25 protein-coding genes are annotated in these 26516 nt (G+C 57.7%); 13 read left to right on the top strand and 12 right to left on the bottom strand.

Going from position 1 to position 26516, the window contains the following annotated elements; all coding sequences use genetic code 11:
* Nucleotides 1–210 precede the first annotated feature (210 nt).
* Nucleotides 211–1206 (top strand): acyltransferase, encoded by a 996-nt coding sequence (locus tag AABB92_RS19045; protein ID WP_031375582.1) that lies wholly within the window; start codon nt 211–213, stop codon nt 1204–1206.
* On the opposite strand, the gene AABB92_RS19050 is transcribed toward AABB92_RS19045, so the two are convergent.
* Nucleotides 1191–2123 carry a GlxA family transcriptional regulator gene (locus AABB92_RS19050; protein WP_031375583.1) on the bottom strand — a complete coding sequence of 311 codons (933 nt, stop codon included), beginning with the start codon at nt 2121–2123 and terminating at the stop codon, nt 1191–1193. The genes AABB92_RS19045 and AABB92_RS19050 overlap by 16 nt on opposite strands.
* A gap of 13 nt (nt 2124–2136) precedes the next feature.
* Nucleotides 2137–2796, bottom strand: a complete 660-nt coding sequence (yieH, locus tag AABB92_RS19055) for a 6-phosphogluconate phosphatase (RefSeq protein ID WP_031375584.1) — start codon at nt 2794–2796, stop codon at nt 2137–2139.
* 151 nt (nt 2797–2947) lie between these two features.
* On the opposite strand from yieH, the gene AABB92_RS19060 reads away from it, so the two are divergent.
* Entirely contained in the window at nt 2948–4261 is a 1314-nt protein-coding gene (locus tag AABB92_RS19060; protein WP_031375585.1) for an NCS2 family permease, read from the top strand.
* A gap of 49 nt (nt 4262–4310) precedes the next feature.
* Here the strand turns inward: AABB92_RS19060 and AABB92_RS19065 are convergent, their stop codons facing one another.
* On the bottom strand, nt 4311–5087 hold the full coding sequence (locus tag AABB92_RS19065; protein WP_031375586.1) for a hydroxypyruvate isomerase family protein: 777 nt from the start codon (nt 5085–5087) through the stop codon (nt 4311–4313).
* Between the two features lie 51 nt (nt 5088–5138).
* Complete coding sequence (locus tag AABB92_RS19070; RefSeq protein WP_046289492.1) at nt 5139–6458, bottom strand: MFS transporter; 1320 nt, start codon at nt 6456–6458, stop codon at nt 5139–5141.
* A gap of 335 nt (nt 6459–6793) precedes the next feature.
* On the opposite strand from AABB92_RS19070, the gene AABB92_RS19075 reads away from it, so the two are divergent.
* Entirely contained in the window at nt 6794–7705 is a 912-nt protein-coding gene (locus AABB92_RS19075; RefSeq protein WP_031375186.1) for a sugar phosphate isomerase/epimerase family protein, read from the top strand.
* Between the two features lie 43 nt (nt 7706–7748).
* Here the strand turns inward: AABB92_RS19075 and AABB92_RS19080 are convergent, their stop codons facing one another.
* The 8 genes from AABB92_RS19080 to rpmH all read right to left on the bottom strand — a co-directional run bounded on the left by AABB92_RS19080 (nt 7749) and on the right by rpmH (nt 14593).
* Nucleotides 7749–8609: a sugar phosphate isomerase/epimerase family protein gene (locus tag AABB92_RS19080; RefSeq protein WP_031375185.1), complete on the bottom strand. Its 861-nt coding sequence runs from the start codon at nt 8607–8609 to the stop codon at nt 7749–7751.
* A 319-nt stretch (nt 8610–8928) separates the two neighbouring features.
* Nucleotides 8929–9678 carry a 4'-phosphopantetheinyl transferase family protein gene (locus AABB92_RS19085; protein WP_031375184.1) on the bottom strand — a complete coding sequence of 250 codons (750 nt, stop codon included), beginning with the start codon at nt 9676–9678 and terminating at the stop codon, nt 8929–8931.
* Between the two features lie 189 nt (nt 9679–9867).
* Nucleotides 9868–10458 carry a malonic semialdehyde reductase gene (locus tag AABB92_RS19090; RefSeq protein ID WP_031375183.1) on the bottom strand — a complete coding sequence of 197 codons (591 nt, stop codon included), beginning with the start codon at nt 10456–10458 and terminating at the stop codon, nt 9868–9870.
* 294 nt (nt 10459–10752) lie between these two features.
* The gene (mnmE, locus tag AABB92_RS19095; protein ID WP_046289493.1) at nt 10753–12117 is read right to left on the bottom strand and encodes a tRNA uridine-5-carboxymethylaminomethyl(34) synthesis GTPase MnmE; all 1365 of its coding nucleotides are present in this window, start codon (nt 12115–12117) and stop codon (nt 10753–10755) included.
* Nucleotides 12118–12208: 91 nt separating this feature from the next.
* Nucleotides 12209–13855 (bottom strand): membrane protein insertase YidC, encoded by a 1647-nt coding sequence (gene yidC, locus AABB92_RS19100; protein ID WP_031375182.1) that lies wholly within the window; start codon nt 13853–13855, stop codon nt 12209–12211.
* Nucleotides 13856–13857: 2 nt separating this feature from the next.
* Nucleotides 13858–14115 (bottom strand): membrane protein insertion efficiency factor YidD, encoded by a 258-nt coding sequence (gene yidD / locus AABB92_RS19105; RefSeq protein ID WP_072051038.1) that lies wholly within the window; start codon nt 14113–14115, stop codon nt 13858–13860.
* Nucleotides 14079–14438: a ribonuclease P protein component gene (gene rnpA, locus AABB92_RS19110; protein ID WP_008926396.1), complete on the bottom strand. Its 360-nt coding sequence runs from the start codon at nt 14436–14438 to the stop codon at nt 14079–14081. The genes yidD and rnpA overlap by 37 nt, the downstream gene beginning before the upstream one ends.
* Before the next feature lie 14 nt (nt 14439–14452).
* On the bottom strand, nt 14453–14593 hold the full coding sequence (gene rpmH / locus AABB92_RS19115) for a 50S ribosomal protein L34 (protein WP_003849659.1): 141 nt from the start codon (nt 14591–14593) through the stop codon (nt 14453–14455).
* 596 nt (nt 14594–15189) lie between these two features.
* Between rpmH and dnaA the strand changes: the two genes are divergently transcribed.
* The 10 genes from dnaA (at nt 15190) to dgoD (ending at nt 26470) form a co-directional block, all read left to right on the top strand.
* Nucleotides 15190–16602: a chromosomal replication initiator protein DnaA gene (gene dnaA, locus AABB92_RS19120; protein WP_031375181.1), complete on the top strand. Its 1413-nt coding sequence runs from the start codon at nt 15190–15192 to the stop codon at nt 16600–16602.
* A 4-nt stretch (nt 16603–16606) separates the two neighbouring features.
* On the top strand, nt 16607–17707 hold the full coding sequence (gene dnaN / locus AABB92_RS19125) for a DNA polymerase III subunit beta (RefSeq protein WP_031375180.1): 1101 nt from the start codon (nt 16607–16609) through the stop codon (nt 17705–17707).
* Between the two features lie 215 nt (nt 17708–17922).
* The gene (gene recF, locus AABB92_RS19130; protein WP_046289494.1) at nt 17923–19008 is read left to right on the top strand and encodes a DNA replication/repair protein RecF; all 1086 of its coding nucleotides are present in this window, start codon (nt 17923–17925) and stop codon (nt 19006–19008) included.
* An 18-nt stretch (nt 19009–19026) separates the two neighbouring features.
* Nucleotides 19027–21435 carry a DNA topoisomerase (ATP-hydrolyzing) subunit B gene (gene gyrB, locus AABB92_RS19135; RefSeq protein WP_031375178.1) on the top strand — a complete coding sequence of 803 codons (2409 nt, stop codon included), beginning with the start codon at nt 19027–19029 and terminating at the stop codon, nt 21433–21435.
* A 198-nt stretch (nt 21436–21633) separates the two neighbouring features.
* On the top strand, nt 21634–22113 hold the full coding sequence (locus AABB92_RS19140) for a NanQ anomerase/TabA/YiaL family protein (RefSeq protein ID WP_031375177.1): 480 nt from the start codon (nt 21634–21636) through the stop codon (nt 22111–22113).
* 100 nt (nt 22114–22213) lie between these two features.
* Nucleotides 22214–23023 carry a sugar-phosphatase gene (gene yidA, locus AABB92_RS19145; protein WP_046289495.1) on the top strand — a complete coding sequence of 270 codons (810 nt, stop codon included), beginning with the start codon at nt 22214–22216 and terminating at the stop codon, nt 23021–23023.
* Nucleotides 23024–23153: 130 nt separating this feature from the next.
* Nucleotides 23154–23852 carry a FadR/GntR family transcriptional regulator gene (locus tag AABB92_RS19150; protein WP_031375176.1) on the top strand — a complete coding sequence of 233 codons (699 nt, stop codon included), beginning with the start codon at nt 23154–23156 and terminating at the stop codon, nt 23850–23852.
* The gene (locus tag AABB92_RS19155) at nt 23849–24724 is read left to right on the top strand and encodes a 2-dehydro-3-deoxygalactonokinase (protein WP_031375175.1); all 876 of its coding nucleotides are present in this window, start codon (nt 23849–23851) and stop codon (nt 24722–24724) included. The genes AABB92_RS19150 and AABB92_RS19155 overlap by 4 nt, the downstream gene beginning before the upstream one ends.
* Nucleotides 24708–25325, top strand: a complete 618-nt coding sequence (locus tag AABB92_RS19160; RefSeq protein ID WP_031375174.1) for a 2-dehydro-3-deoxy-6-phosphogalactonate aldolase — start codon at nt 24708–24710, stop codon at nt 25323–25325. Before AABB92_RS19155 ends, AABB92_RS19160 begins: the two co-directional genes overlap by 17 nt.
* On the top strand, nt 25322–26470 hold the full coding sequence (gene dgoD / locus AABB92_RS19165) for a galactonate dehydratase (protein ID WP_031375173.1): 1149 nt from the start codon (nt 25322–25324) through the stop codon (nt 26468–26470). The genes AABB92_RS19160 and dgoD overlap by 4 nt, the downstream gene beginning before the upstream one ends.
* The last annotated feature ends 46 nt before the right edge of the window (nt 26471–26516 follow it).

Below are 26516 nucleotides of genomic sequence, written 5' to 3' on the forward strand. Positions count from 1 at the left end.
CACGCGATTGGCTAGATGAAAAAAGAGTGCGACAGTATACCCTTTGACCGCGCGATGTGCAGCCGGAAATCCTGTACGGTTGCGGCGCGGTTTGGTTGTTGCGTCCTTTTGCCGCCATACAGAGGGCTCCGAATCCTGCCGGCAAAGGTTGTTGCCACCGCCGCGCCTGGCTACCCTTCTCCGCACGGACGTTATGCGCAAGAGGACGCCATGCCGCAGAAGATTTACTGGATCGATAATTTACGCGCGGTTGCCTGCCTGATGGTGATCGTGATCCACACCACGACCTGGTATATCACCGGGCCGATGGCGGTCACCGGCACGTCGTGGGACGTCGCCAATCTGCTGAACTCCGCCTCGCGGGTCTGCGTGCCGCTGTTTTTCATGATCTCCGGCTACCTGTTTTTCGGCGAACGCAGCGCCCAGCCGCGTCATATGATCCGGCTGGTGCTGTGTCTGCTGTTCTACAGCGCGGTATCACTGGCGTATATCACCTGGCTGACGCCGATCAGTGAAGGCCGATCGATCCTGAAAATGCTGCAAAAACCGGTGTTTTATCACCTGTGGTTTTTCTTCGCGCTGATCGGTATCTATCTGATGTCGCCGCTGATTCAGGTGAAGTCGGTACAGGCGCGCTATGTGGCGCTGCTGGTGCTGGTGCTGGCGGTGCTGGCCAATCCGAACACCGTCAGTCAGTCGCTGGGGCCGTTTCACTTCCTGCCGGTCAATCTCTATGTCAGCGGTGACAGCATCTACTACCTGCTGTATGCGCTGTTAGGACGGGCTATCGGCACCATGGAGACAGAAAAACGCGGGCTGACACCCGCTGCCAGCGGGGTGTTTATCGCCTGTGTGATTGGCATTGCGCTCGGGACAAAGCAGGCGTTACGGGACAATGGCGCGTTTAACGACACCTGGTATCTCTACTGCGGACCGCTGGTCTTTATCGCAGCAATCAGCTTACTGCTGGTGTTTAAAAATGCCCTTAACCAGCGCGCGCTGCCGGGTTTATCGCTGATTGCGCGCTACTCTCTGCCGATCTACGGTTTTCACGCGCTGTTTATCCACTATCTGCGTACCCATCACTACGACGATATGTCGCGTCCGTGGTTCGATCTGCCGTGGGTATTCGGGGTGACGCTGGGCGGCAGCCTGCTGCTGGCGATGGTGCTTAAACGCGTTGATAAACGTCACTTCGTCAGCTGATCGGCGTCACGCTGACAGGCGCGACGCAGCTGGCGCGCCGAGGAGAACCCGGCCGCCAGCGCCGCTTTCTCGGCTGATTTGCCCTGCTGCTGATGCTGGCGCGCAATGCTGACCCGCAGCTGTTCATGGTATTCGCGCACGCTGATGCCCAGATGCTGACGGAACAGCCGCGCCAGATGCCGACTGCTGACGTGCGCCCGTGCTGCCAGCTCGGTCAGCGACCAGCTGTACTCGGGATGGGCAATCATCGCATCCTGCGCCCGATGAACCGCCGGGTGCAGATGGTTACGATAACGCAGCCAGGGTGAAAGCTGCGGATCGTCACCGGCGCGGCGGAACCACACCACCATTTCACGTGCCACCGCCAGCGCGGTCGGCGTATCACACAGCTGATTAATCAGATGCAGCGCCAGATCGATGCCCGCCGTAATGCCGGCGCTGGTCCAGATATTGTCATGCCCGACAAACACCCGATTTTCCTGCACCAGTGCCTGCGGCGCAGCCGCTTTCAGCCGATCGATGACCTCATGATGGGTAGTGCAGCGAATGCCATCCAGCAACCCCGCCTGCGCGGCCAGCAGCGCACCGGAACAGACGCAGACCAGCATCAGGGCCTGTGAATGCAGTGCTGCCTGCTGCTGCTTCAGCCACTGGCGCGCCTGTTGCGCTTCGGGCGTGGCGTAACAGATCCGCGAGTCATAAACACCAGGCACCACCAGCAGGCTGTCGGCAGGCAAACCTGCTGGTAACGGCTCAATCCCGCCGATGGTCATCCCGGTGGAGCAGATCACCTGCGGTTGCGGTCCAATGTAGCGCAGCACAAAGCGATCGCCCGCCAGCTTAAGCGCCTCCGCCGGGCCAGTCAGATCGAGCGCCATCACTCCAGGCAGGGTTAAAAACCAGACGGTCTGTTTCATCGGCTGGCCTGGATTACACCACATCCCAGCCGCGGGCGCGCCACAGCGCGGGCAGGTCCGCCATGTTGTCGAATCGCGTGACCAGCGGATGATCCAGTTCCGGATTATGCGCATCGGCGCAGTAGTAGAACACCGGAATACCGGCGGCAATGCCGGCCCGCGCGCCCGCTTCAGAATCATCCACCAGAATGCAGCGCTCAATCGCGACCTGCATCTGCTCGGCAGCGTGGTACATCAGTTCCGGATCGGGCTTCCAGTGCAGAATGTCATAACCGCTGTAGAGGTGGTCAGCAAACAGCGGCAGCATGCCGGTTAAGCCCAGCGAGTGCTGCATCTTCTTCACCGTTCCGTTCGATACCACGCACATCGGCACTTTTATCTGTTCAACCAGCGCCTTGGCACCGTCGATCGGCTGCAGGTGCTGATCAAACAACTGCGCCACCTCGGCGCGGTAGGCGGTTTCCACCTCTTCCATCGGCAACGATTGCTGATGCGCCTCACCGACGTCGCGGATGATGTCGTACAATTTGACGCCTTTATACTGCTCAAACATCTGCTGCAGCGACAGGTCGATGCCATAGCGGGCGAAAGTATTGACGTAGGCCTGGGTGCAGAGCAGTTCGCTGTCCACCAGCGTGCCATCGCAATCGAAAAAGACGCATTCTACTGACATCAGACTCTATCCTTTGATTTTGTGGGAGTCCCTCACTCTACCGTACTGAGCGCAGATTGCGAGAGTGGCAATCGGTTGCGAAAAATCATTGTATTGGCCTGGCAAAATCGCCAGGATACGCGCCGATGAATTTTTCTTCTGGATGGATGGCATGAGCAAGCAAGGCCTTTTGCAGCGCATCTTCAAGCTGCAGGAACATGGCACCACGGTGCGCACCGAAGTGATCGCGGGTATGACCACCTTTCTTACGATGGTCTACATCGTCTTTGTGAACCCGCAGATCCTCGGCGTGGCCGGTATGGATACCCAGGCGGTGTTTGTCACCACCTGCCTGATTGCCGCCTTCGGCAGTATTCTGATGGGACTGTTTGCCAATCTGCCAGTCGCACTGGCCCCGGCAATGGGACTGAATGCCTTTTTCGCCTTTGTGGTGGTCGGCGCAATGGGTTATTCGTGGCAGGTCGGTATGGGGGCGATCTTCTGGGGCGCCGTCGGTCTGCTGATCCTGACGCTGCTGCGGGTGCGCTACTGGATGATTGCCAACATCCCGCTCAGCCTGCGCGTCGGCATCACCGCCGGGATTGGCCTGTTTATCGCTATGATGGGGCTGAAAAATGCCGGCATCATCGTGCCGAATCCCGATACGCTGGTGGCGGTAGGGAATCTGACTTCGCACAGCGTGCTGCTGGGCGCGCTGGGTTTCTTTATCATCGCTATTCTGGCGTCACGTAATATCCATGCCGCAGTATTGATTTCGATGGTAGTGACCACGGCGATTGGCTGGATGCTGGGCGACGTGAAGTTCGTTGGCCTGTTTTCTGCCCCGCCAGCCATCAGTTCGGTGGTCGGTCAGGTCGATATCAAAGGCGCCTTTAACATCGGCATGGCGGGCGTGATTTTCTCCTTTATGCTGGTCAATCTGTTCGACTCGTCGGGCACGCTGATCGGCGTAACTGACAAAGCCGGACTGACCGATGAAACCGGCACCTTCCCGCGCATGCAGCAGGCGCTGTATGTTGACAGCATCAGCTCGGTCAGTGGCGCGCTGGCGGGCACCTCCTCGGTCACCGCCTACATTGAAAGTAGCTCGGGCGTGGCGATCGGTGGCCGCACCGGACTGATGGCGGTGGTAACCGGCCTGCTGTTTTTGCTGGTGATGTTCCTGTCACCGCTGGCGGCGATGGTGCCAGGCTACGCCGCTGCCGGGGCGCTGATTTATGTCGGCGTACTGATGACCGCCAGCCTGTCGCGCGTACGCTGGGATGATTTGACCGAATCGGTGCCCGCCTTTGTCACCGCCGCGATGATGCCGTTCAGCTTCTCAATCACCGAAGGGATTGCGCTGGGCTTTATCGCTTACTGCGTGATGAAGCTCGGCACCGGCCGCTGGCGTGAAATCAGCCCTTGCGTGGTGATTGTCGCGCTGATGTTCGTGCTGAAGATTGTGTTTATCGACGCTCACTAAACGCTGCGATAACCGCATCAGGCCGCTCCCGTCAGGGTAGCGGCCTTTTTTATTTCAACACCCCGAGCTGACGCAGGTGGGCAAAGCTGGCATCCGTTGCGCCCTGTGGATGAAACTCAAGGCTGACCCAGCCGGGATAGTTGAGATTATCCAGCAGGGTAAACAGCCGCTCGAAATCGACCTCGCCGCTGCCGGGCTGGTGACGGCCAGGCACGTCCGCAATCTGGATATGTGCAATACGGTCAATAAAGGCGGGCAGCACCTGATAGGGATCTTCACCGGCACGCAGTGAATGCCAGAGATCGTACTGCACCGCCAGGTTGTCGCTGTCGATCTGGTCAAACAGCCGCACTGCCTGCTCCACCCCGGAGATCACCGCGCCGGGTACGTCGCCGTGATTGATCGGCTCCAGCACCAGCTGAATGTCGTGCGCCTTGAGCGCGCTGGCGGCCAGAGCAAAGTTTTCACGCAGGGTTGGCAGCGGATCGCCCTGACCGGCGGCCGGTCCTGACGGACAGTTAATGCGCGGCGGTTTCAGCTGCTGACCATAGCTCACCGCCTGATCGATAGCCCGGCGGAACTCGTCACGCCGCGCCGGTTGCGCCGCGAATCCGCGGTCACCTGCATCCCAGTCACCCAGCGGCATGTTAAACAGCACCAGCTGCTGCTGGTTGCGATCCAGCGCCTGCTGGATATCGGCGCTCTCCAGGCCATAGGGGAAGAAAAATTCAACCGCCTCAAATCCGGCCTCAGCGGCGCGGTCGAAGCGTTCATAAAACGGATATTCGGTATAGAGCATGGTCAGATTAGCGGCGAAACGAAGCATATTCTCTCCTGTTAAGATGTCGCCCGGCAGCCTCGCGCCAGGCGAGTGCGGTTAGCTGACTTGAGTGCTGCCGGCCGGCAGCGGCGCGGTCGGCGGCGCAAAACGGATAAACAGCGTGCCAATTACGTAAAGCGCGGCGCACAGGGTAAAGAAGGTCAGTACGCCGCCGTATCCGCCGGTGAGTTGCAGGATCAGACCGGCGAGAATCGGCACCAGAATGCCGCCCACGCTGCCGGCCATATTCATAAAGCCGCCGACCAGCCCAGCGCGCGCCGGATGGGCGATCAGCGCCGGGATACTCCAGTAGATACTGCCGCCGCCGGTCAGGAAGAAGGAGGCAACCGACAGCATCGCCACGGCGGTAATCGGATTCGCCACGTCCGGCAACGCAAAGAAGATCAGCAGCGTAACGCCGCCCGACAGCGCAATCAGGCTTTTCACCACCGTGCCGTGCTGATAGCCGCGCTTCACCAGCGCATCGACGGCGAATCCGGCCCCCAGTGATCCGGCAGCACCCAGCATAAAAATCACAAAGGTGGCATTACCGATGGAGCGCAAATCGAAGCCGCGTGCCTGCGCCAGATAGCTGGGTCCCCATGTCATCAGGCCAAAGTAGATCATCGCCCAGGTGGCCCGGCCAAACATCAGGCCACACAGCGACCGCCAGTCAACGCCCGGCCCGGCGGGCGGCGGCGCATCCGGCGCCACACCGTCGTCACGGCCCTGCCGTATCAGCGCCATTTCGGCGGCGTTAACCCGAGGGTCCTCTTCCGGGCGATCGCGCAGCTTGTACCACGCCAGTAGCGCCAGCGACATGCTGAACAGACCGGCGAGGATAAACGCCAGCCGCCACGAGTCGAGCATGTCGATCAGGTAGGCGATGATCAGTCCGCCAAACGCCACACCCAGCGGGCTGCCGCAATCCATGATGGCCGCGCCGCGTCCACGTTCCGATTTGGGCATCCAGCTGGCATTCATTTTGCCGCCAGAGGGCGAAATCGGCGTTTCCGCCACGCCCAGCGCGATGCGGGCAAAGATTAGCGACAGTCCACCGGTTGCCAGCGCCAGTCCAATCTGGCTGAGGCCCCACAGTATGCTGGAGAAGGTCAGCACCTTACGCGGGCCAAAGCGATCCAGCGCCCAGCCGCCTGGCACCTGTAACAGCGCATAGGACCAGAAAAAACTGCTGAGAATCAGCCCCTGCATGGCAGGCGACAGATGGAACTCATCCTTGATGAAGGGAATACCGATTGAGAGCGTGATACGGTCCATCAGGTTGACCGCCAGCAGGAAAAACAGCACGGCGAAAATGCGCCAGCGAACCCGGGTAGGCTGGGACGCGGCATCGGAATCAGGGTGTAACGCTTGCATAACTTTCTCCCGCTTGTCAGTGGCGATGCCGGGTAAATCCCGGACACTGAACATATGTTCATTAACATATCTTATGTTTAGACATTAAAGCGGATCCTGTGAGAAAAGATTTGCGGCAGCTCACACTTCAGTAAATGCAGCGAAAATGGGCTATAGCAACGCAATAAATTGAATAATGGCTGCCAATGATTAATAACAGTGACTAATTAACGGTGCCTGGAAAGTTGGCTCGATGTCTGAAGTGTGAAGTTAGGCGCATTTTTAACAGCATCACTGCACTTCCCTCTATGAACATATGTTTTACTTAGTAACTTATGAATGAATCAGGAGGCAGGATGAAACAGACCATGCTGGTGCCTTCAGCTCATATTGCTGAGCTGTTCTTTCCGGATATGCAGGATGAAAGCAGAGTCGTCGACATTGCTGATCACCTCAGTCAGCAGCCATTTTATCGTTTCATTGAAACCGGCATGGTGCTGCAACCGGCGCAGGCCCGGCGACTGCGGGATATCAGCGAAACGAAACAGGTGAAGCTGACACAGTGGATGACCTTTGTGCTGAATCAGCAGGGGCTGAACCTCAGCAGTCCTGACCGGATTCAGCGTAAACGCAGCATGAAACGGGCCTGTGAACTGGTGCATCGCGCCGCCGAATGTGGCGCAACGCGGATTGCCTTTGTCAGCGGCAGCGATCCCGGCGCGGCACAGCGTGAAGCGGCAAAAAGCGCGCTCGGCGAGACGCTGGAACAGATCGGCGAGGTGATGAGTCAATACCCGCAGATGATCATGCAGCTGGAGCCGCTGGACCGCTTCGCCCATAAATGCCAGCTCATCGGCCCCACCGACGAAACCCTGCGCTGGATGCAGCAGCTGCGTCGGACCTGCCCACGGCTCTATCTCGCCTGGGACAGCGCGCATGTGGCGCTCAATCAGGAAGATCCTGTCGAGGCTCTGCGTCTGTGGGGAGCGCTGGTGTCACAGCTGCATCTGGCTAACGCCATCCTTGATCCGCACGATCCGGGCTATGGCGATCACCATATGCGTTTTGGCGCGCCCGGTTTCCTGACGCCCGCTGTGGCGACGGCTATCGTGGCAGCAGCCCGGCAGCTGCCGAACGATCCGCGATTAGATGAACGCAGTATTGCGGTGGAGATGCGCACCACGCCCGATGACGATCGCTGGCAAATCGAGCAGGCGTGCCGGGAATTTCTGCAGCAGGCACTCGCCGGGACCGGAGAGATGGCATGACACTGCCGGTATGTCGCGTGCGTACCGGCTGAGGGCCCATCCGTTAGTCGTCTGCAGCCAGCCGGTAGCCCAGCATTTTTTCCAGCGCCAGCCGCGAACGAATTAACACCTCAAGGCTGATGGCCGGATCAACCGGCTGGTCAGCCCGCTGCGGCCAGCTATCGGGCTGGCGATGCATCCGCAGGGGGATCTCCAGGCTGGCCGGAATCTCATTTTCCGCCAGCGCCTGAAGCAGCGGCGCATAATTCAGTTCACCCTCTCCAATCGGCGGGAAATGATATTCCCCGTTCAGCCGCATCACATCTTTAATGTGGCAATGCCGGGCACCGGGCAGCATCGTCAGCGCCTCGGCGATAGGATCCTGCTGTGGGCAGAGCGATACCATGTTGCCGGGATCGAGGTTAAATGCCACCGCCGGATGGCTGACCGCTTCCAGCAGCGCGAAGCCATCCTCAGCCACGGCAAAGGCGTCATAATCCGGATCGCCCCCATTCTCGATACACAAAATGCAGCCTGCCTCTTCGGCAATCGGCGCCATCTGCCGTAGGTTTTCAATTAACGCAGCGCGATTATCGCGTCGGGCAGTGCAGGCATTGAGATAACGGGCCCCAATCAGCCGGGCGAAGGCCACCCGCAGTCGGAATTGTTCCACTGCATCCGGCGCGGCCAGGTTAATGGTGCAGCCAAGCGCGTGCATCTTCAGGCCCGTCTGCTGTTTAAGATCGTTGATGCGGGCGGCATTCTCCTGACCAAACAGGGCCGGATCGAGTTGGCCCACATAACCCTGATTGTAAGCCAGCTCAATGTAAGCGAACCCGGCCGCACGCACGGTCTGGAAGGCAACTTCCGGTGGATGCCCATCGAACATGGCGCTGTTCACGCCCAGCTTCATTTTTTCCATCATCGTCTCCTTAAGACGTTAGCTATGACGCCAGCTTCAGCGCTTTTCATCCAAACTTTACAAACGTTCAATGCCGATTCTTATGTTCAAAGATATAGAGCAAAGCATGCCAGGTTGAAGTGATGACGGTCACAAAAAAAAGCGTAACCCGTATCGGCAGACAGAGTTGCGGGCAGGGTCACATCGGGGTAAAGGTGATGAGTCTCAACAGGATTCGGAGCAGACAGTCAGCCGAAGCCTGCGCAGCTGGTCAGAATGAACAAATGACTTATCTATGCGCTTATGAACGGAAGCTTAAGCGCTCGCGAACCGCAGCATTCCGTCAGATTTCAGGATGCACGCTGCGTTCATTGGGCAGGCTGGTCAGCCGCAGGGTGCGGGGACCAATATTCGGTTTACTCATTTCCACTTCACGTAAGGCGATCCACTGATGGTGGTTATCCATCTCCCACAGATGCAGGCGCTGGGTCGCGGGCGAGAGCGCGCAGGACCAGACCAGCATTGGTTCAGCATCGCATACCACCTGGATATCGGGATAGAGCGATGAACGCAGACGGCCTGCGCCCGGCAGCAGCCGCAGCGAATCGAGCCCCGCTTCGCGCTCGCCGGTCAGCTTGAGCAGGCTCTGGCGCAGCGTCCAGATTTGCGTTACCGCTTCGACAAAATCCTGCTGGGCATTAATCCAGGCGATCTCCCCGGAGGTTAATCCCTGCATTAACTGTTCCTGAGTCTGGCGACTGCGGGCCCGCACGATTTCCATGTCCAGGCCGGCGCGGCCGCCCTCTTCAGCCAGCAGCACGCCGACCGTATTGCCGGCATAAGCGATGCTGAAATCAGGCAGATCGGGGTCAGCAAAAGCGGGGCGTCCGTGGCAATCGGTGGTCAGGCGCGGCAGCGTGTTAATGCCATAAACCCGCAGCATCAGCTGGGCCAGCAGCGTACGCGCGGCAAGAAAACGCCCACGGCGCTTATCAGCAAACTGCTGTGCCGTTTCAATAATATGCTGGGGAATGCGCATATCTTGTGCAGAGAAGTCGGGGTTACCCGTCCAGCGTACAAAATGACCAGCCATCTGTCGCTCCGTGAAAATGGTCAGATAATCATCAGCTGCATTGTAAGAATTTTCTTAACTTAATGCATCCGGCACAACACAGAATGAACCAAATTAGGAATAGGATGAGCGATCTGGCTAGATTCGCGGCGGTGAAAACTCAGTCGGGTCAGAATAAGCGTCGCGACGGACATCGCGACGCCAGCGGCATCAGGCGAACCGGCACGCCTGTTCAAAACTGAGGCGCGGCAGACGCGGGTGCAGTTTTGACGCCTCGCCATAGCCGAGGTTAATCAGCAGGTTAACCTGATACTGACTATCAGCAAAGAACGCCTCATTCACCTTCGCCGGATCAAAACCGGACATCGGGCCGGCATCCAGTCCCAGCGAGCGGGCCGCCAGGATCAGGTACCCGGCCTGCAGGCTGCTGTTACGAAAAGCGGTCTCTTTCGCCGCTTCCGGGCTGCCGGTAAACCAGCTGCGGGCATCGGCATGCGGGAACAGCGCAGGCAGCTGCTCGTAAAATTCGCGGTCCCAGGCGACGATCACCGTGACGGGCGCACTCATGGTTTTTTCGAGGTTGCCGGAAGAGAGCGCCGGTTTCAGCTTCTCTTTACCTTCCGCCGACGTCACGAAAACAAAGCGGGCGGGCGAGCAGTTAGCCGAGGTCGGGCCCAGCGCCGTTAAGCTATACAGCTGTTCCAGCAGGGCGTTGTCGACCGGCTTCGCCTGCCAGTAACTGTGGGTGCGGGCGTCGGTAAACAGCGTGTTCAGTGCGGCAGTGTCAAGCGGTGTACTCATGCAACTCTCCTGTTTCAGGCAAAAAATTTCGCCCAAGGGTGACCACGAATAGGGGTTCGCTGCCGGCGTGATGCCGCGACGGCGGCAGATAATAGCGTTTATCAGACGGGACAAATCACGGCCATCCGCCGTCGATCATCAGGTCGGCGCTCTGACCGTTATACGGCAATGCCGGGCCGCCGCAAAATAACATATCAGCAAGAATCACCGCAGGTGCGCAGCAAAGTGAAAGCGTGAAAGCGGGGAAAGGCGCCGGTCCGATAAGGACGCACTATCGGACCGGCAAAAGCGAGGTTATTTACCGATACAGAAGCTGGAGAAGATGCGGCCCAGCAGATCATCCGAGGTGAACTCGCCGGTAATCTCGCTCAGCGCCTGCTGAGCCAGGCGAAGTTCTTCTGCCAGCAGCTCACCAGCCCAGGCACCCAGCAGCTGCGCTTTGCCCTGCAGCAGGTGCGTCGCTGCTAACTCCAGCGCCTGCAGATGACGACGGCGCGCCAGGAAGCCGCCTTCCATATTGCCGGCGAACCCCATGCTCTGCTTCAGGTGATCGCGCAGTTCATCAACCCCGGTGCTGGTGCGTGCCGACAGCCGAATCACTGCGTGGCCATTTATCTCTGTCAGGCCTGGCTGTTCACCGGTGACGTCGGCTTTATTGCGCACCACGGTAATCGGTAACTCAGGCGGCAGGCGTGAAACAAAGTCGGGCCAGATGGCCGCGGCTTCGGTCGCGTCGGTGGTAGTGCCATCGACCATAAACAGCACCCGGTCAGCCTGCTCAATCTCCTGCCAGGCGCGCTCAATACCGATGCGCTCGACTTCATCGCTGGCCTCACGCAAACCGGCGGTATCGATGATATGCAGTGGCATACCATCAATATGAATATGTTCACGCAATACGTCGCGCGTGGTGCCGGCAATGTCGGTGACAATCGCCGCGTCACGACCCGCCAGCGCATTCAGCAGGCTCGATTTGCCCGCGTTAGGCCGACCCGCAATCACCACCTTCATCCCTTCACGCAGCAGGCTGCCCTGGCGCGCCTCAGCCCGTACGCCATCGAGATCGGCGATCACCGCATTCAGCTGCGCTTCGATTTTGCCGTCAGAGAGGAAGTCGATCTCCTCATCCGGGAAGTCAATAGCTGCTTCAACGTAGATGCGCAGATGAGTCAGGGCTTCCACCAGTTGATTGACGCGGGTGGAGAATACCCCCTGCAGCGAATTGACCGCAGAACGGGCCGCCTGCTCTGAGCTGGCATCGATCAGATCGGCTATCGCCTCGGCCTGCGCCAGGTCGAGCTTATCGTTGAGAAACGCGCGCTCTGAAAACTCACCCGGCTGGGCGATGCGTACGCCGGGCAGCGCCACGATGCGTTTCAGCAACAGATCGAGGATCACCGGACCGCCGTGGCCCTGCAGCTCCAGTACATCTTCACCGGTAAACGAGTTAGGCCCCGGAAACCACAGCGCAATGCCCTGATCCAGTACGCTGCCGTCAGCATCGGTAAACGGCAGATAGTCGGCATAACGCGGCTTAGGCAGTTTGCCCAGCAGCTGCTGCGCCACCTCGGCTGCACGGGCACCGGAGATGCGCAAAATACCTACGCCGCCGCGTCCGGGCGGCGTAGCCTGGGCAACAATGGTATCGCTGTGGCTCATAAATTCTCTCTCGCTACAAAAAACAAAGGCGGTCGCTTTGACCGCCTGAGGATAGACCGTTTAGGGCGGGATCGCTCCCGCTTTACATCGCTTAGGCTTTCTTCTTGTCGCGGCTATGCAGACCACGTTTTTCCAGGCCGCGATAAATCAGCTGCTGCTGGAGAATGGTAACCAGGTTGCTGACGATGTAGTACAGCACCAGACCTGACGGGAACCACAGGAAGAACACGGTGAAAATCACCGGCATGTAGGTCATGATCTTCTGCTGCATCGGATCGGTCACGGTGGTCGGTGACATCTTCTGAATGAAGAACATGGTAATGCCCATCAGAATCGGCAGGATGTAGTACGGGTCCTGCGCGGACAGGTCATGGATCCACAGCACAAACGGCGCGTGACGCAGTTCAACAGAACCTGACAGCATGTAATACAGTGCCAGGAAGATCGGCATCTGGATTACCAGCGGCAGACAGCCACCCAGCGGATTGACCTTCTCTGCTTTATACAGCGCCATCATTTCCTGGCTCTGCTTCTGCTTGTCATCACCCAGACGTTCACGCATCGCCTGAATCTTCGGCTGCAGCATGCGCATCTTCGCCATCGAGGTGTACTGCGCTTTGGTGAGCGGGTACATGATGCCACGCACGATAAAGGTGATCACGATAATGGAGAAGCCCCAGTTACCGATGAAGCTGTGGATAAATTTCAGCAGCTTGAACAGCGGCTGAGAGATAAACCACAACCAGCCGTAATCGACGGTCAGATCAAGGTGCGGCGCAATGGCTGCCATCTTGTCCTGAATTTCCGGACCGACCCACAGGGTTGCACCGAGGTTCTGCTGTGCGCCTGCGGCAATGGTCACCGGCGCAGATTTGTAGCCAATCGCCGCCACGCCATTACCCAGGTTGCTGGTGTAAAGGGTGTTGGTGCCATCGGTACGCGGAACCCATGCGGTGGCAAAGTACTGCTGCAGCATCGCCACCCAGCCGTTGCTGGTGGTGGTGTTCAGGTTCTCGTTATCCGCGATATTGTCGAATTTGTACTTCTCATATTTCGAATCGCTGGTGGAGTACGCCGCGCCACGGAAGGTATGCAGTGCAAAGTTGTTGCTGCCGGTATCACGGTGCTTCGGCAGATCAATGGTCTGCTTCAGCTGGCCAAACAGCGACACTTCCAGCGGCTGCTGAGTGGTGTTGTTGACATGATAATCGACGTTAACCGCATATTCGCCACGCTTGAAGACGAAGGTTTTGGTGTAAACCACGCCGTTTTCAGCGGTATAGGTCATCGGCACACGCAGCTCGGACTGGCCTTCCGCCATTTCGAAGTGATCCTGCGTGGTGGTGAACAAAGGACGCGCGCCGTTGTTCGGGTTGTCCGGGCCATTACGACCGGTCAAACCACTCTGTGCCTGATAAAGGAACGATGGCGTCGTTTCAAGCAGCTGGAACGGCTGGTCGGAACCCAGTTTGTCCGGGAAAGTCAGCAGCTGTGCTTGTTCAACATCACCGCCGCGGGTGTTGATATTTAATGACAGGACATCAGTCTTAACGGTGATCGTCTGGCCCTGACCGCTGGCCGGTACACCCTGACTGGCGGCATCACCCGCTACGCTGTTAGTGTTTTGTGTGGTCTGCGTCTGCTGTGGCTGCGGAGCGTGGTCCGTCTGCCAGGCTTGCCAGATCATAAAAGACACGAACAGAAAAGCGATGAGAAAGAGATTGCGTTGCGAATCCATCGTTAATGTTCTCTGGTATCAAAGGTTTTTGGCGGCACAGGATCGTCACCACCCGGGTTCAAAGGGTGGCATTTTAATACGCGTTTTAACGTCAACCAACTGCCTTTTATCACGCCAAACCTGCGTAACGCCTCAATTCCGTATTGAGAGCAGGTCGGATGAAACCGACAGTGTGGGCCCAGTAATGGACTGATGCCGCGTTGATAGACGCGTATCAGGACGATCAGGAGCCGCGCGCCAGGCGACAGTGACGACGCCATAATTTCTCCAACGCTTCCGCCAGCATACGGTTATCCAGATCGGCAACCCCTTTCTTCGCCACCACCACGAAGTCCATCGACGGCAGTTCATGTTGACGCAGACGAAAGCTTTCGCGGGTCAATCGCTTGATCCGGTTACGTTCGTGGGCACGTTTCACATGTTTTTTAGCGACGGTGAGACCGATGCGGGGATGCCCCAGCGCGTTAAGGCGGCCGAGAATAGTAATTTGCGGCGTGCCAGCCCGTTGTGGCTGCTGGAAGACGAAAGTGAAATGAGTGGGAGTTAACAAGCGTAACTCCCTGGGAAATGCGAGCTTACCCATCAGGGCTAGCTTTATTACTTAGAAACGGTCAGACGAGAACGGCCTTTAGCACGACGACGTGCCAGAACCTGACGACCATTTTTTGTAGCCATACGAGCACGGAAACCGTGTGAACGGTTGCGCTTCAGTACGGACGGTTGAAAAGTGCGTTTCATGGCGGTTTCTACCTAAACTTGAAAATTTTCACTGGGTGACGCGTTTCGGGCCAATAAATCGACCGACGCCTCAATGTGTCTTTAATAAAGAGGCGGGATTGTAATAATTGTACAGTCCCGAGTCAATTTACTTCGCGTGTCGCAGTACCTGGAAACACGGATACAGCCCGCTGAGTCCGGGCATTGGGCTTAACGCGACAACGCCGGGTGACGAATTATACGGGCTCCCGGTTAAAGCGCAAGGATCGCGCCGGATCTTATTGCGATCAAATTGGCGGATCGTGGGGATAAAACGAGAAGTCACCCGAAAATCTGACGCATTCAGCCAGATTCCTGCTGGTTTTTCCCGCAACTGGCGTAAACTTCTCTGCGCGCCTTTCGCCTGTGGATAAAAAGGATCAAAACTGTGTAGAAAGGGAAGATCTCTGTCTCGCTTTGCGCTATGATCCGCCCTTCCGCTGACGATCCTCCGGTGATTGCAGGACGGAAAACCGCTGATAGCGGTCGCAGGCGCTTTCTTACGTCTGTGTCAAAAATGAACGTTTCTTAGAGTAACGCCTACTATTCTTATCGAATTTGTACGAGTGGAGTCCGCCGTGTCACTTACGCTTTGGCAACAGTGTCTTGCCCGTTTGCAGGATGAGCTTCCTGCCACCGAATTCAGCATGTGGATTCGTCCACTACAGGCTGAGTTAAACGACAATACGCTTGCCTTGTATGCTCCAAATCGCTTCGTACTCGACTGGGTTCGGGACAAATACCTCAATAGCATTAACGCATTACTGAATGAATTCTGCGGTCCGAACGTACCGTTATTGCGTTTTGAAGTGGGTACACGCCCGGTTCAGCAAACTGCCGCCGTCAGCCAGCCGGTGATGGCCAGCGTCAGCGCGCCTGCTATCCCGGTACAGAGCCATATCCGTCCGGCCCCGACGCAGATCATGCGTCCAAGCTGGGATAACGTGCCGGCACCCGCTGATGTGACCTACCGTTCGAATGTGAATAACCGCCATAACTTCGATAACTTCGTCGAAGGTAAATCTAACCAGCTGGCGCGCGCGGCGGCACGCCAGGTGGCAGATAATCCGGGCGGCGCGTACAACCCGCTGTTCCTGTATGGCGGCACCGGCCTGGGGAAAACCCACCTGCTGCACGCGGTAGGCAACGGCATTATTGCGCGTAAACCCAATGCTAAAGTGGTTTACATGCACTCAGAGCGCTTCGTCCAGGACATGGTTAAGGCGTTGCAGAACAATGCGATCGAAGAATTTAAGCGCTACTACCGTTCGGTCGATGCGCTGCTGATCGATGATATTCAGTTCTTCGCCAATAAAGAGCGTTCGCAGGAAGAGTTCTTCCACACCTTTAATGCCTTATTAGAAGGCAATCAGCAGATCATCCTGACCTCAGATCGTTATCCAAAAGAGATCAACGGGGTGGAAGATCGTCTGAAGTCGCGTTTTGGCTGGGGGTTAACGGTGGCGATCGAGCCGCCTGAACTGGAAACGCGCGTGGCGATCCTGATGAAAAAAGCCGACGAGAATGACATTCGTCTGCCGGGTGAAGTGGCGTTCTTTATTGCCAAGCGTTTACGCTCTAACGTTCGTGAGCTGGAAGGCGCACTGAATCGCGTGATCGCCAACGCCAACTTTACCGGCCGGGCGATCACCATCGACTTCGTGCGCGAAGCGTTGCGCGATCTGCTGGCGCTGCAGGAAAAGCTGGTCACCATTGATAATATTCAGAAGACCGTGGCTGAGTACTACAAAATTAAGGTCGCGGATCTGCTTTCCAAGCGCCGTTCGCGTTCGGTAGCGCGTCCGCGCCAGATGGCGATGGCGATGGCAAAAGAGCTGACTAACCATAGCTTGCCAGAAATTGGCGATGCCTTTGGCGGTCGCGACCACACGACGGTGCTTCACGCCTGCCGCAAGATTGAGCAGCTGCGTGAAGAGAGCCACGATATCAAAGAAGATTTCTCTAATCTCATCAGAACATTATCTTCCTGACGCTATGAAATTTATTGTTGAACGTGAGCAGTTACTGAAGCCGCTGCAACAGGTGAGCGGCCCGCTAGGGGGTCGTCCGACGCTGCCGATTCTTGGAAACCTGCTGTTGCAGGTAACAGAAGGTACGCTGTTGCTGACCGGTACCGATTTAGAAATGGAGATGGTGGCGCGCGTTGCCCTGACGCAGGCCCATGAGCCTGGCGCAACCACCGTGCCGGCGCGGAAATTCCTCGATATCTGTCGCGGATTGCCGGAAGGCGCGGAGATCACGCTGTCACTGGAAGGCGATCGCATGTTAGTGCGTTCAGGCCGCAGCCGCTTCTCGCTGTCGACCCTGCCCGCCAGCGATTTCCCGAATCTGGATGACTGGCAGAGCGAGGTTGAATTCACCCTGCCGCAGGCGACGCTGAAACGACTGATCGAAGCGACTCAGTTCTCAATGGCGCATCAGGATGTTCGCTACTACCTCAACGGGATGATGTTTGAAACCGAAGGGGAAGAGCTGCGCACCGTGGCTACCGACGGTCACCGTCTGGCGGTCTGTTCAATGCCGATCGGTCAGGCGCTGCCGAGTCACTCGGTGATTGTGCCGCGTAAAGGGGTAATTGAGCTGCTGCGACTGCTGGATGGCGGCGATACGCCGCTGCAGGTGCAAATCGGCGGCAGCAATATCCGCGCGCACGTCGGCGACTTTATCTTTACGTCGAAGCTGGTTGATGGTCGTTTCCCTGACTATCGCCGCGTATTGCCGAAGAATCCCGATAAAGCGCTGGAAGCCGGCTGCGATCTGTTAAAGCAGGCATTTGCCCGCGCAGCGATTCTGTCGAATGAGAAGTTCCGCGGCGTTCGCCTCTATATCACCGAAAATCAGCTGAAAATCACCGCCAATAACCCTGAACAGGAAGAAGCGGAAGAGATGCTGGATGTCAGCTACAACGGCACCGAACTGGAGATCGGCTTTAACGTCAGTTACGTGCTGGATGTGCTGAACGCGCTGAAGTGTGAAAATGTCCGTCTGCTGCTGACCGACTCGGTGTCGAGCGTACAGATTGAAGATGTGGCGAGTCCGGCAGCAGCCTACGTCGTGATGCCCATGCGCTTGTAGAATATATAGGCCTGGCTTACTTGCTACGTTGTGCCCCGGCAGTGCTCGCCATCCTCACGTACTTCAGTACGCTCCGGTGGCTGTGCGCTGGCGGGGCGCAACGTAGCTGCGACGCCGACGGCCTGGTGACTGAGGTATCGGGCAAACCAGCTTTGCCGTTGACGCACTGGATCGCCAGGCCCAAAATTTTATTGCCCTTCACGCTGGATTGATTCATGGCTTTAACCCGCCTCCTTATCAAAGATTTTCGTAATATTGAGCAGGCTGACCTGCAGCTGGCACCCGGCTTTAATTTCCTGGTCGGCGCTAATGGCAGCGGTAAAACCAGCGTATTAGAGGCGATTTACACCCTGGGCCACGGTCGGGCGTTTCGCAGCCTGCAGGCGGGCCGCGTGATCCGTCACGACGAAGCAGCCTTTGTGCTGCATGGCCGGCTGGAAGGTAAAGAGCGGGAGATTTCTGTCGGGCTGACCAAAAACCGCGCCGGTGACAGTAAAGTACGCATTGACGGCAGCGACGGCCACAAAGTGGCTGAACTGGCGCAGCTGTTACCGATGCAGTTAATCACGCCGGAAGGGTTTACTTTGCTCAATGGCGGCCCCAAATACCGTAGAGCTTACGTCGACTGGGGCTGCTTTCATAATACGCCCGGTTTTTTCAACGCCTGGAGCAACCTGCGCCGCCTGTTAAAACAGCGCAACGCCGCCCTGCGCCAGGTCTCACGTTACAGTCAGATTCGTCCCTGGGACCAGGAACTGGTGCCGCTGGCTGAACAGATAAGCCAGTGGCGCGCCGAATACAGCGCGGCGATTTCGGCGGAGATTACTGCCACCTGCCGCCAGTTCCTGCCCGAGTTTGAGCTGCGCTTTTCATTTCAGCGCGGCTGGGACAAAGAGAGCGATTACGGCGAACTGCTGGAACGCAACTTTGAGCGCGATCGCGCCCTGACCTACACCGCCAGCGGGCCGCATAAAGCCGATTTTCGTATTCGGGCTGAAGGGACGCCGGTGGAAGATTTACTCTCACGCGGGCAGCTAAAACTGCTGATGTGTGCATTGCGTCTGGCGCAGGGCGAGTTCCTGACAAGCCAGAGCGGACGCCGTTGTGTTTACCTGATCGATGACTTTGCTTCTGAGCTGGATGACAGCCGCCGACGCCTGCTGGCAGAGCGGTTAAAAGCCACCCAGGCGCAGGTGTTTGTCAGCGCTATTTCTGCCGAGCATGTAATCGACATGACCGACGAAAAGGGCAAGATGTTCCGCGTGGAACAGGGTAAAATAGCGGTTCAACCTGAAGATTAAAATGAGCGAGAAACGTTGATGTCGAATTCTTATGACTCCTCAAGTATCAAAGTCCTGAAGGGGCTTGATGCGGTACGCAAACGCCCGGGCATGTATATCGGCGATACCGATGACGGTACCGGTCTGCATCACATGGTATTCGAGGTCGTGGATAACGCAATCGACGAAGCGCTCGCTGGTCACTGTAGTGACATCGTGGTCACCATTCATGCGGATAACTCCGTTTCGGTGCAGGATGATGGGCGCGGCATTCCAACCGGCATTCACGAAGAAGAAGGCATTTCCGCCGCTGAAGTGATCATGACGGTGCTGCATGCGGGCGGTAAGTTCGACGATAACTCCTATAAAGTCTCCGGCGGTCTGCATGGCGTCGGTGTCTCGGTGGTTAACGCCCTGTCACAGAAGCTGGAGCTGACCATTCGTCGCGAAGGCAAAGTACACCAGCAGGTCTACGTCCATGGCGTGCCGCAGGCACCGCTGTCGGTGACCGGCGAGACCGATTTGACCGGTACCCGTGTGCGCTTCTGGCCAAGCCACGAAACCTTTACCAACGTGCGCGATTTTGAGTATGACATCCTGGCGAAACGCCTGCGTGAACTGTCGTTCCTCAACTCCGGCGTGTCGATTCGTCTGGAAGATAAGCGTGACGGCAAGTCTGATCACTTCCATTACGAAGGCGGCATCCGGGCATTCGTTGAATACCTCAACAAAAACAAAACCCCGATTCACCCAACCGTGTTCTATTTCTCTACCGAGAAAGATGGCATCGGTGTGGAAGTGGCGCTGCAGTGGAACGATGGCTTCCAGGAAAACATCTACTGCTTCACCAACAACATCCCACAGCGTGACGGCGGTACCCACCTTGCGGGCTTCCGTGCGGCGATGACCCGTACCCTGAATGCCTACATGGATAAAGAGGGTTACAGCAAGAAAGCCAAAGTCAGCGCCACCGGTGACGATGCGCGTGAAGGTCTGATCGCAGTGGTTTCGGTGAAAGTGCCGGACCCAAAATTCTCATCCCAGACCAAAGACAAACTGGTTTCGTCTGAAGTGAAGTCAGCGGTTGAACAGCAGATGAACGAACTGCTGGCGGAATACCTGCTGGAAAATCCGGGTGACGCAAAAATCGTGGTCGGCAAAATCATCGACGCAGCGCGCGCCCGTGAAGCCGCACGTCGTGCCCGTGAAATGACCCGTCGTAAAGGCGCGCTGGACCTGGCGGGTCTGCCAGGCAAACTGGCGGATTGCCAGGAGCGCGACCCGGCGCTGTCTGAAATCTACCTGGTGGAGGGTGACTCCGCTGGCGGTTCGGCCAAACAGGGCCGTAACCGTAAGAATCAGGCGATTCTGCCGCTAAAAGGTAAGATCCTTAACGTTGAGAAAGCGCGCTTCGACAAAATGCTCGCCTCGCAGGAAGTGGCCACGCTGATTACCGCGCTCGGTTGCGGCATTGGTCGCGACGAGTACAACCCGGACAAGCTGCGCTATCACAGCATCATCATCATGACCGATGCCGATGTCGATGGTTCGCACATCCGTACGCTGCTGCTGACTTTCTTCTACCGTCAGATGCCGGAAATCATCGAGCGCGGCCACGTTTATATCGCGCAGCCGCCGCTGTATAAAGTGAAGAAAGGCAAGCAGGAGCAGTACATCAAAGATGACGACGCGATGGATCAATACCAGATCGCTATCGCGCTTGATGGTGCCACGCTGCACACTAATGCCAGCGCCCCGGCCCTGGCTGGTGAGCCGCTGGAGACGCTGGTCTCTGACTTCAACAGCACCCAGAAGATGATCAAGCGTATGGAGCGCCGTTATCCGGTTGCCCTGCTGCGCGCGCTGATTTATCACGACACGCTGAGCGATCTGAGCAATGAAGCAGAAGTGACCCGCTGGCTGAACAGCCTGGTGAGCTATCTCACTGAGCGCGAAGCGCACGGTAGTACCTATCTGGCGCAGGTGCGTGAAAACCGCGAGCTGAACCTGTTCGAACCGGTGCTGCGCGTCCGTACCCACGGTGTGGATACTGATTATCCGCTGGAAGCCGATTTCATCCAGGGACCTGAGTACCGCAAAATCTGTGGCCTCGGCGACAAGCTGCGTGGCCTGCTGGAAGAGGATGCTTACATTGAACGTGGCGAGCGTCGTCAACCGGTAGCCAGCTTCGAGCAGGCGATTGAGTGGCTGGTGAAAGAGTCGCGTCGCGGCCTCTCGGTACAGCGCTACAAAGGTCTGGGCGAGATGAACCCGGAACAGCTGTGGGAAACCACCATGGACCCGGATAGCCGTCGTATGCTGCGCGTTACCATTAAAGATGCGATTGGCGCTGACCAGCTATTTACTACCCTGATGGGCGATGCGGTTGAACCGCGCCGTGCCTTCATCGAAGAGAATGCGCTGAAAGCCGCCAATATCGATATCTAATCGGCTGCTGACGTCACAGGCCATCACGCAAGTGATGGCCTTTTTTTTGCCCTGCACAGTCCGATACTCGCAGACGAGGGCACCGCGTTGCCTGCAGGCTGCGATCGCGATCACTTTTTAGCGGCGGGCCCTCCCTTACTCTTGCCTCTCTTCGCGCCTCTGCGGGCGCACTATGCTTTTCAGACAGGGAGTTACACCATGATTATTTGCGATCGTCTCGACTGGGCCACAGAACGTCACGCCTTTCATCCGGTCATTGACCAGGCGATAAGCTGGATTGCTGAGACAGATTTTAGCCAGCTTGAAAGCGGGAAATACCCGATCCTCGCGGACGACAAAATGTTCTGTCTGGTGCAGGAGATGATGACCGAGCCGGCCAGCGCCCGGCGGGCAGAATCCCACGTCAGCTACATCGACATCCAGTACCTGCTGGCTGGCGTAGAGAATATCGGCGTGGCTCGCGCGCACCCGGAGCATGTGGTGACCGAAGATTTTATCCAGCAGCGTGACGTGATTTTTTATCAGCAGACGATAAACGAGTCGATGATCACCCTGATGCCCGGCATGTTTGCGCTGTTCTTCCCGCATGACGTTCATCGTCCCTGCTGCGCGCCCGCCGAACCGGCCCTGATTCGAAAAGCCGTGATTAAAATCCATCGCGATCTGTTTACCGGCTGAGGTCCGGCCGTCAGTCATTTGTCATCGCTTGCCGCTAAACTGGTCAATGTGAGCTGAATCGCGCTAGCATTGAACAAAACCCAGACGCAACGAGGACCCTATGGCTATTAAATTGATCGCTATCGATATGGATGGCACCCTGCTTAATCCGCAACATGAAATCACGCCGGGCGTGAAATCCGCTCTGGATCGCGCCCGCCAGCAGGGGGTCTCGATTGTGCTGACCACCGGCCGGCCGTTTGTCGGTATCCAGCGCTACCTGATGGAGCTGGATATGCAGACGCCCGGTCAGTACGCAATCAGCAACAACGGTGCGCTGGTCCATCAGGCCGAAGATGGCGAATGCGTAGCGGAAGTGACGCTGACCTTTGACGACTACCTCTACATTGAGCAGCTGGCGCGTGAGTTGGGCGTGCATTTCCAGGCGTTCGACAAGTCCCACCTCTATACGCCAAATAAAGACATCAGTGAATACACCATTCATGAAGCCAGCCTGACCGGGATTCCGGTACGCTACCGCGCCGTTGAAGAGATGGATCGCGCCACCCGCTTTCCGAAACTGATGATGATCGACCGGCCTGCCCTGCTGGATGCGGCCATTGCTCGTCTGCCCGAACAGGCGCGCCAGACTTACACCATTCTGAAGAGTGCGCCTTACTACCTCGAAATTCTCGATCGTCGGGTTAACAAGGGGCAGGGCGTCAGAATGCTGGCTGAGAAGCTTGGGCTGAAGCAGGAAGAAGTAATGGCGATTGGCGATCAGGAAAATGATCTGGCGATGATTGAGTATGCCGGCACCGGAGTAGCGATGGGTAATGCCATTGATTCGGTTAAGGAAATCGCCCAGTTCGTGACTAAAACCAATATGGAAGATGGCGTAGCACACGCGATTGAAGAGCTGGTGCTGTAATCGTCTGTTTTCTTGCTGGCAGGCTGCAGCGCAACAGATTGTCTGTTTTGTGATCAGGATTGTAGTACAACCTTGATAGGTGGTACTACAATTTTTGCTCAGGCATCAGCCGGGCAAAGGAACACAGACAGTGGAAAAGCAGGACGTCAGCAAAACCGATCGGATTCTTTTAACGCTGGGCGAAGAGATTGTCTCCGGCCAGTTTGTGGCGGGTCAGCCGTTGCCCGCCGAGGCGGACCTGTGCGAACGGTTCGCCACCTCCCGTAATATCATCCGCGAAGTTTATCGCTCGCTAACCGCGAAACGACTGATTGAAATTAAGCGTTATCGCGGCGCTTTCGTCACCCCGCATCAGCACTGGAACTTCCTCGACAGTGACGTCCTGCAATGGTCGTTAAAGCACAATCACGATCCACAACTCATCGCCGCGATGAACGATGTGCGGGTGCTGGTCGAGCCGCAGCTGGCGCGCTGGTCAGCCGAACGCGCCACCTCGCAGGATCTAGCCGCTATCGAGCTGGCGCTCAACGATATGATCACCCGGCACAACGATCGTGACGCCTTTAACGAAGCCGATATGCGCTACCACGAGGCGCTGCTGGCTTCGGTTCACAATCCGATTCTGCAACAGCTCAGTATCGCCCTGGTTCAGCTGCAGAAAGCGGTTTTTGCCCGCACCTACCGCGCCGATCGCGACAATATGCCGCAAACCCTGCGTGAACATCAGAACCTGTTCGATGCCATTCGCCATCAGGATGGTGACGCCGCAGAAGCGGCGGCACGCGCCATGATTGCCAGCTCAACCCAACGTCTGAAGGAGATCGTGTGAGCCACTATATCGCTCTCGACTGGGGCTCGACCAACCTGCGCGCCTGGTACTACCGCGACGGCGACGCTGTTGAGAGCCGACGTTCAGAAGCGGGCGTCACCCGCTTAAACGGCCGCAGCCACCAGCAGGTGTTCGATGAGATAACCCACGGCTGGCCGGTGAATGCGGTGCCGGTGGTGATGGCGGGCATGGTGGGTAGCAACGCCGGCTGGAAGGCCGCGCCCTATCTTCCCTGCCCGCTGACGCTGGACTCCCTCGCGACGCAGCTGACCGCAGCCGGTGAAAATCGCTGGATCGTGCCGGGATTAAGCGTCAGCCGCCGTGACAATCACAACGTGATGCGCGGTGAAGAGACCCAGCTGCTGGGGGCGCAAACCCTGGCACCGGCGGAACTGATCGTGATGCCCGGTACCCATTCCAAGTGGGTGAAATGCGAAGCGCGCCGGGTGATCGATTTCCGCACCGTGATGACCGGCGAACTGCATCATCTGCTGCTGAACCACGCCCTGATCGGGACCGGTTTACCTCAACAGCAGCCGGATGCGGCGGCCTTTCAGCGCGGGCTGGAAACCGGCATCAACGATCCGTCCCTGCTGGCGCGCCTGTTTGAAGTGCGGGCGCAGCATCTGCTGGGTGCGCTGGCCCCCGGGTCGGTCAGCGATTTCCTCTCCGGTTTGTTGATCGGACATGAAGTCGCCAGTCAGGCGGCGCAGTCGGCGCTGAGCGGTCCGGTGACGCTGATTGCCAGTGAAGCACTGGCCCAGCGTTATCAGGCGGCTTTTGCCCTGCTCAATATCCCGCTGCAATGGCTGGCAGGCGATAGTGCCTTCCAGCAAGGAATAAGGAGAATTGTCGATGACCTTACCCTTTAAGCTGCCGCTGATCGCCATCCTGCGCGGCATCCGGCCGGACGAAGCCGGGGCGCACGTTAGCGCCCTGATTGAGTGCGGTTTTGACAGTATTGAAGTGCCGCTCAACTCGCCCGACTGGCAGCAGACCCTGCCGCAGCTGGTACGTCAGTTTGGTGATCGGGCCATGATTGGTGCCGGAACGGTGCTGAACGTCGCGCAGGTCAACGCCGTTGCGGCAGCAGGTGCCCGCCTGCTGGTGACGCCGAATACCGATGCAGAGGTGATTGCCGGGGCAGTCCGGCAGCAGATCTGGACGGCCATCGGCTGCGCCACCGCCAGTGAAGCCTTTACCGCGCTAAACGCAGGGGCCCATGCGCTGAAAATTTTCCCGGCATCGGCTTTTGGGCCCGCCTATATCAAGGCGATCAAAGCCGTATTGCCGCCGGAGGTGCCGCTGTTCGCAGTAGGTGGAGTGACGCCAGAAAACCTGGCGGACTATCTGGCGGCGGGCTGCGTCGGTGCCGGACTGGGCAGTGACCTGTACCGCGCCGGTCAGCCGCTGTCGCGCACCGTGGAAAAAGCTGAGGCTTTTATTGCTGCTTATAAGGATGCCGTACGATGAAAATCACAAAACTCACCACTTACCGCCTGCCGCCACGCTGGATGTTCCTGAAAATTGAAACCGATGAAGGCGTCTGCGGCTGGGGCGAGCCGGTAATCGAAGGCCGGGCGCGCAGCGTCGAAGCGGCGGTGCATGAACTGGGCGACGCACTCATCGGTCAGGACCCGGCGCGCATTAACGACTTGTGGCAGGTGATGTACCGGGGCGGTTTCTATCGCGGCGGTCCGATCCTGATGAGCGCTATTGCCGGTATCGATCAGGCGTTATGGGATATCAAAGGCAAAACGCTCGGCGTCCCGGTCTGGCAACTGCTTGGCGGTCTGGTACGCGACCGGATGAAAGCCTACAGCTGGGTTGGCGGCGATCGTCCCGCCGATGTGATTGCCGGGATTCAAACGCTGCGCGCCATCGGCATCGATACCTTCAAGCTCAACGGCTGCGCCGAAATGAGCCTGATCGATAACAGCCGCGCGGTGGATGAGGCGGTCAATACCGTGGCGCAAATCCGCGAAGTCTTTGGCAATCAGATTGAATTCGGCCTCGATTTTCATGGCCGGGTCAGCGCGCCGATGGCGAAAATATTGATCAAAGAACTGGAGCCCTATCGGCCGCTGTTTATTGAAGAGCCGGTGCTGGCCGAGCAGGCAGAATACTATCCGCGCCTCGCCGCGCAAACCCACATTCCGATTGCCGCAGGCGAGCGCATGTACTCCCGCTTCGAGTTTAAGCGGGTGCTGGCAGCGGGCGGTCTGGCAATCGTGCAGCCCGATCTCTCCCATGCTGGCGGCATCACGGAATGCGTCAGGATTGCCGCGATGGCAGAGGCTTACGATGTCGGACTGGCACCGCACTGCCCGCTCGGACCGCTGGCTCTGGCCGCCTGTCTGCAGGTCGATTTTGTCTCGCATAACGCCATATTCCAGGAACAGAGCATGGGCATTCACTATAATCAGGGAGCGGAACTGCTTGATTATGTTGTCAATAAAGCTGATTTCGCCATGCACAATGGCAGCTTTTCGCCGCTGAACCGGCCGGGTCTCGGGGTTGAGATCGATGAAGCGCTGGTGATTGAACGCAGCCGTGATGCCCCAGACTGGCGCAACCCATTGTGGCGGCACGCTGACGGCGCCGTTGCCGAATGGTAATGTTCGCCGCTTTTCAGTAGCAGCCACCCGCTTCACCCCATAATAA

The organism is Pantoea brenneri (assembly GCF_038594305.1).
Taxonomy (GTDB): domain Bacteria; phylum Pseudomonadota; class Gammaproteobacteria; order Enterobacterales; family Enterobacteriaceae; genus Pantoea; species Pantoea brenneri.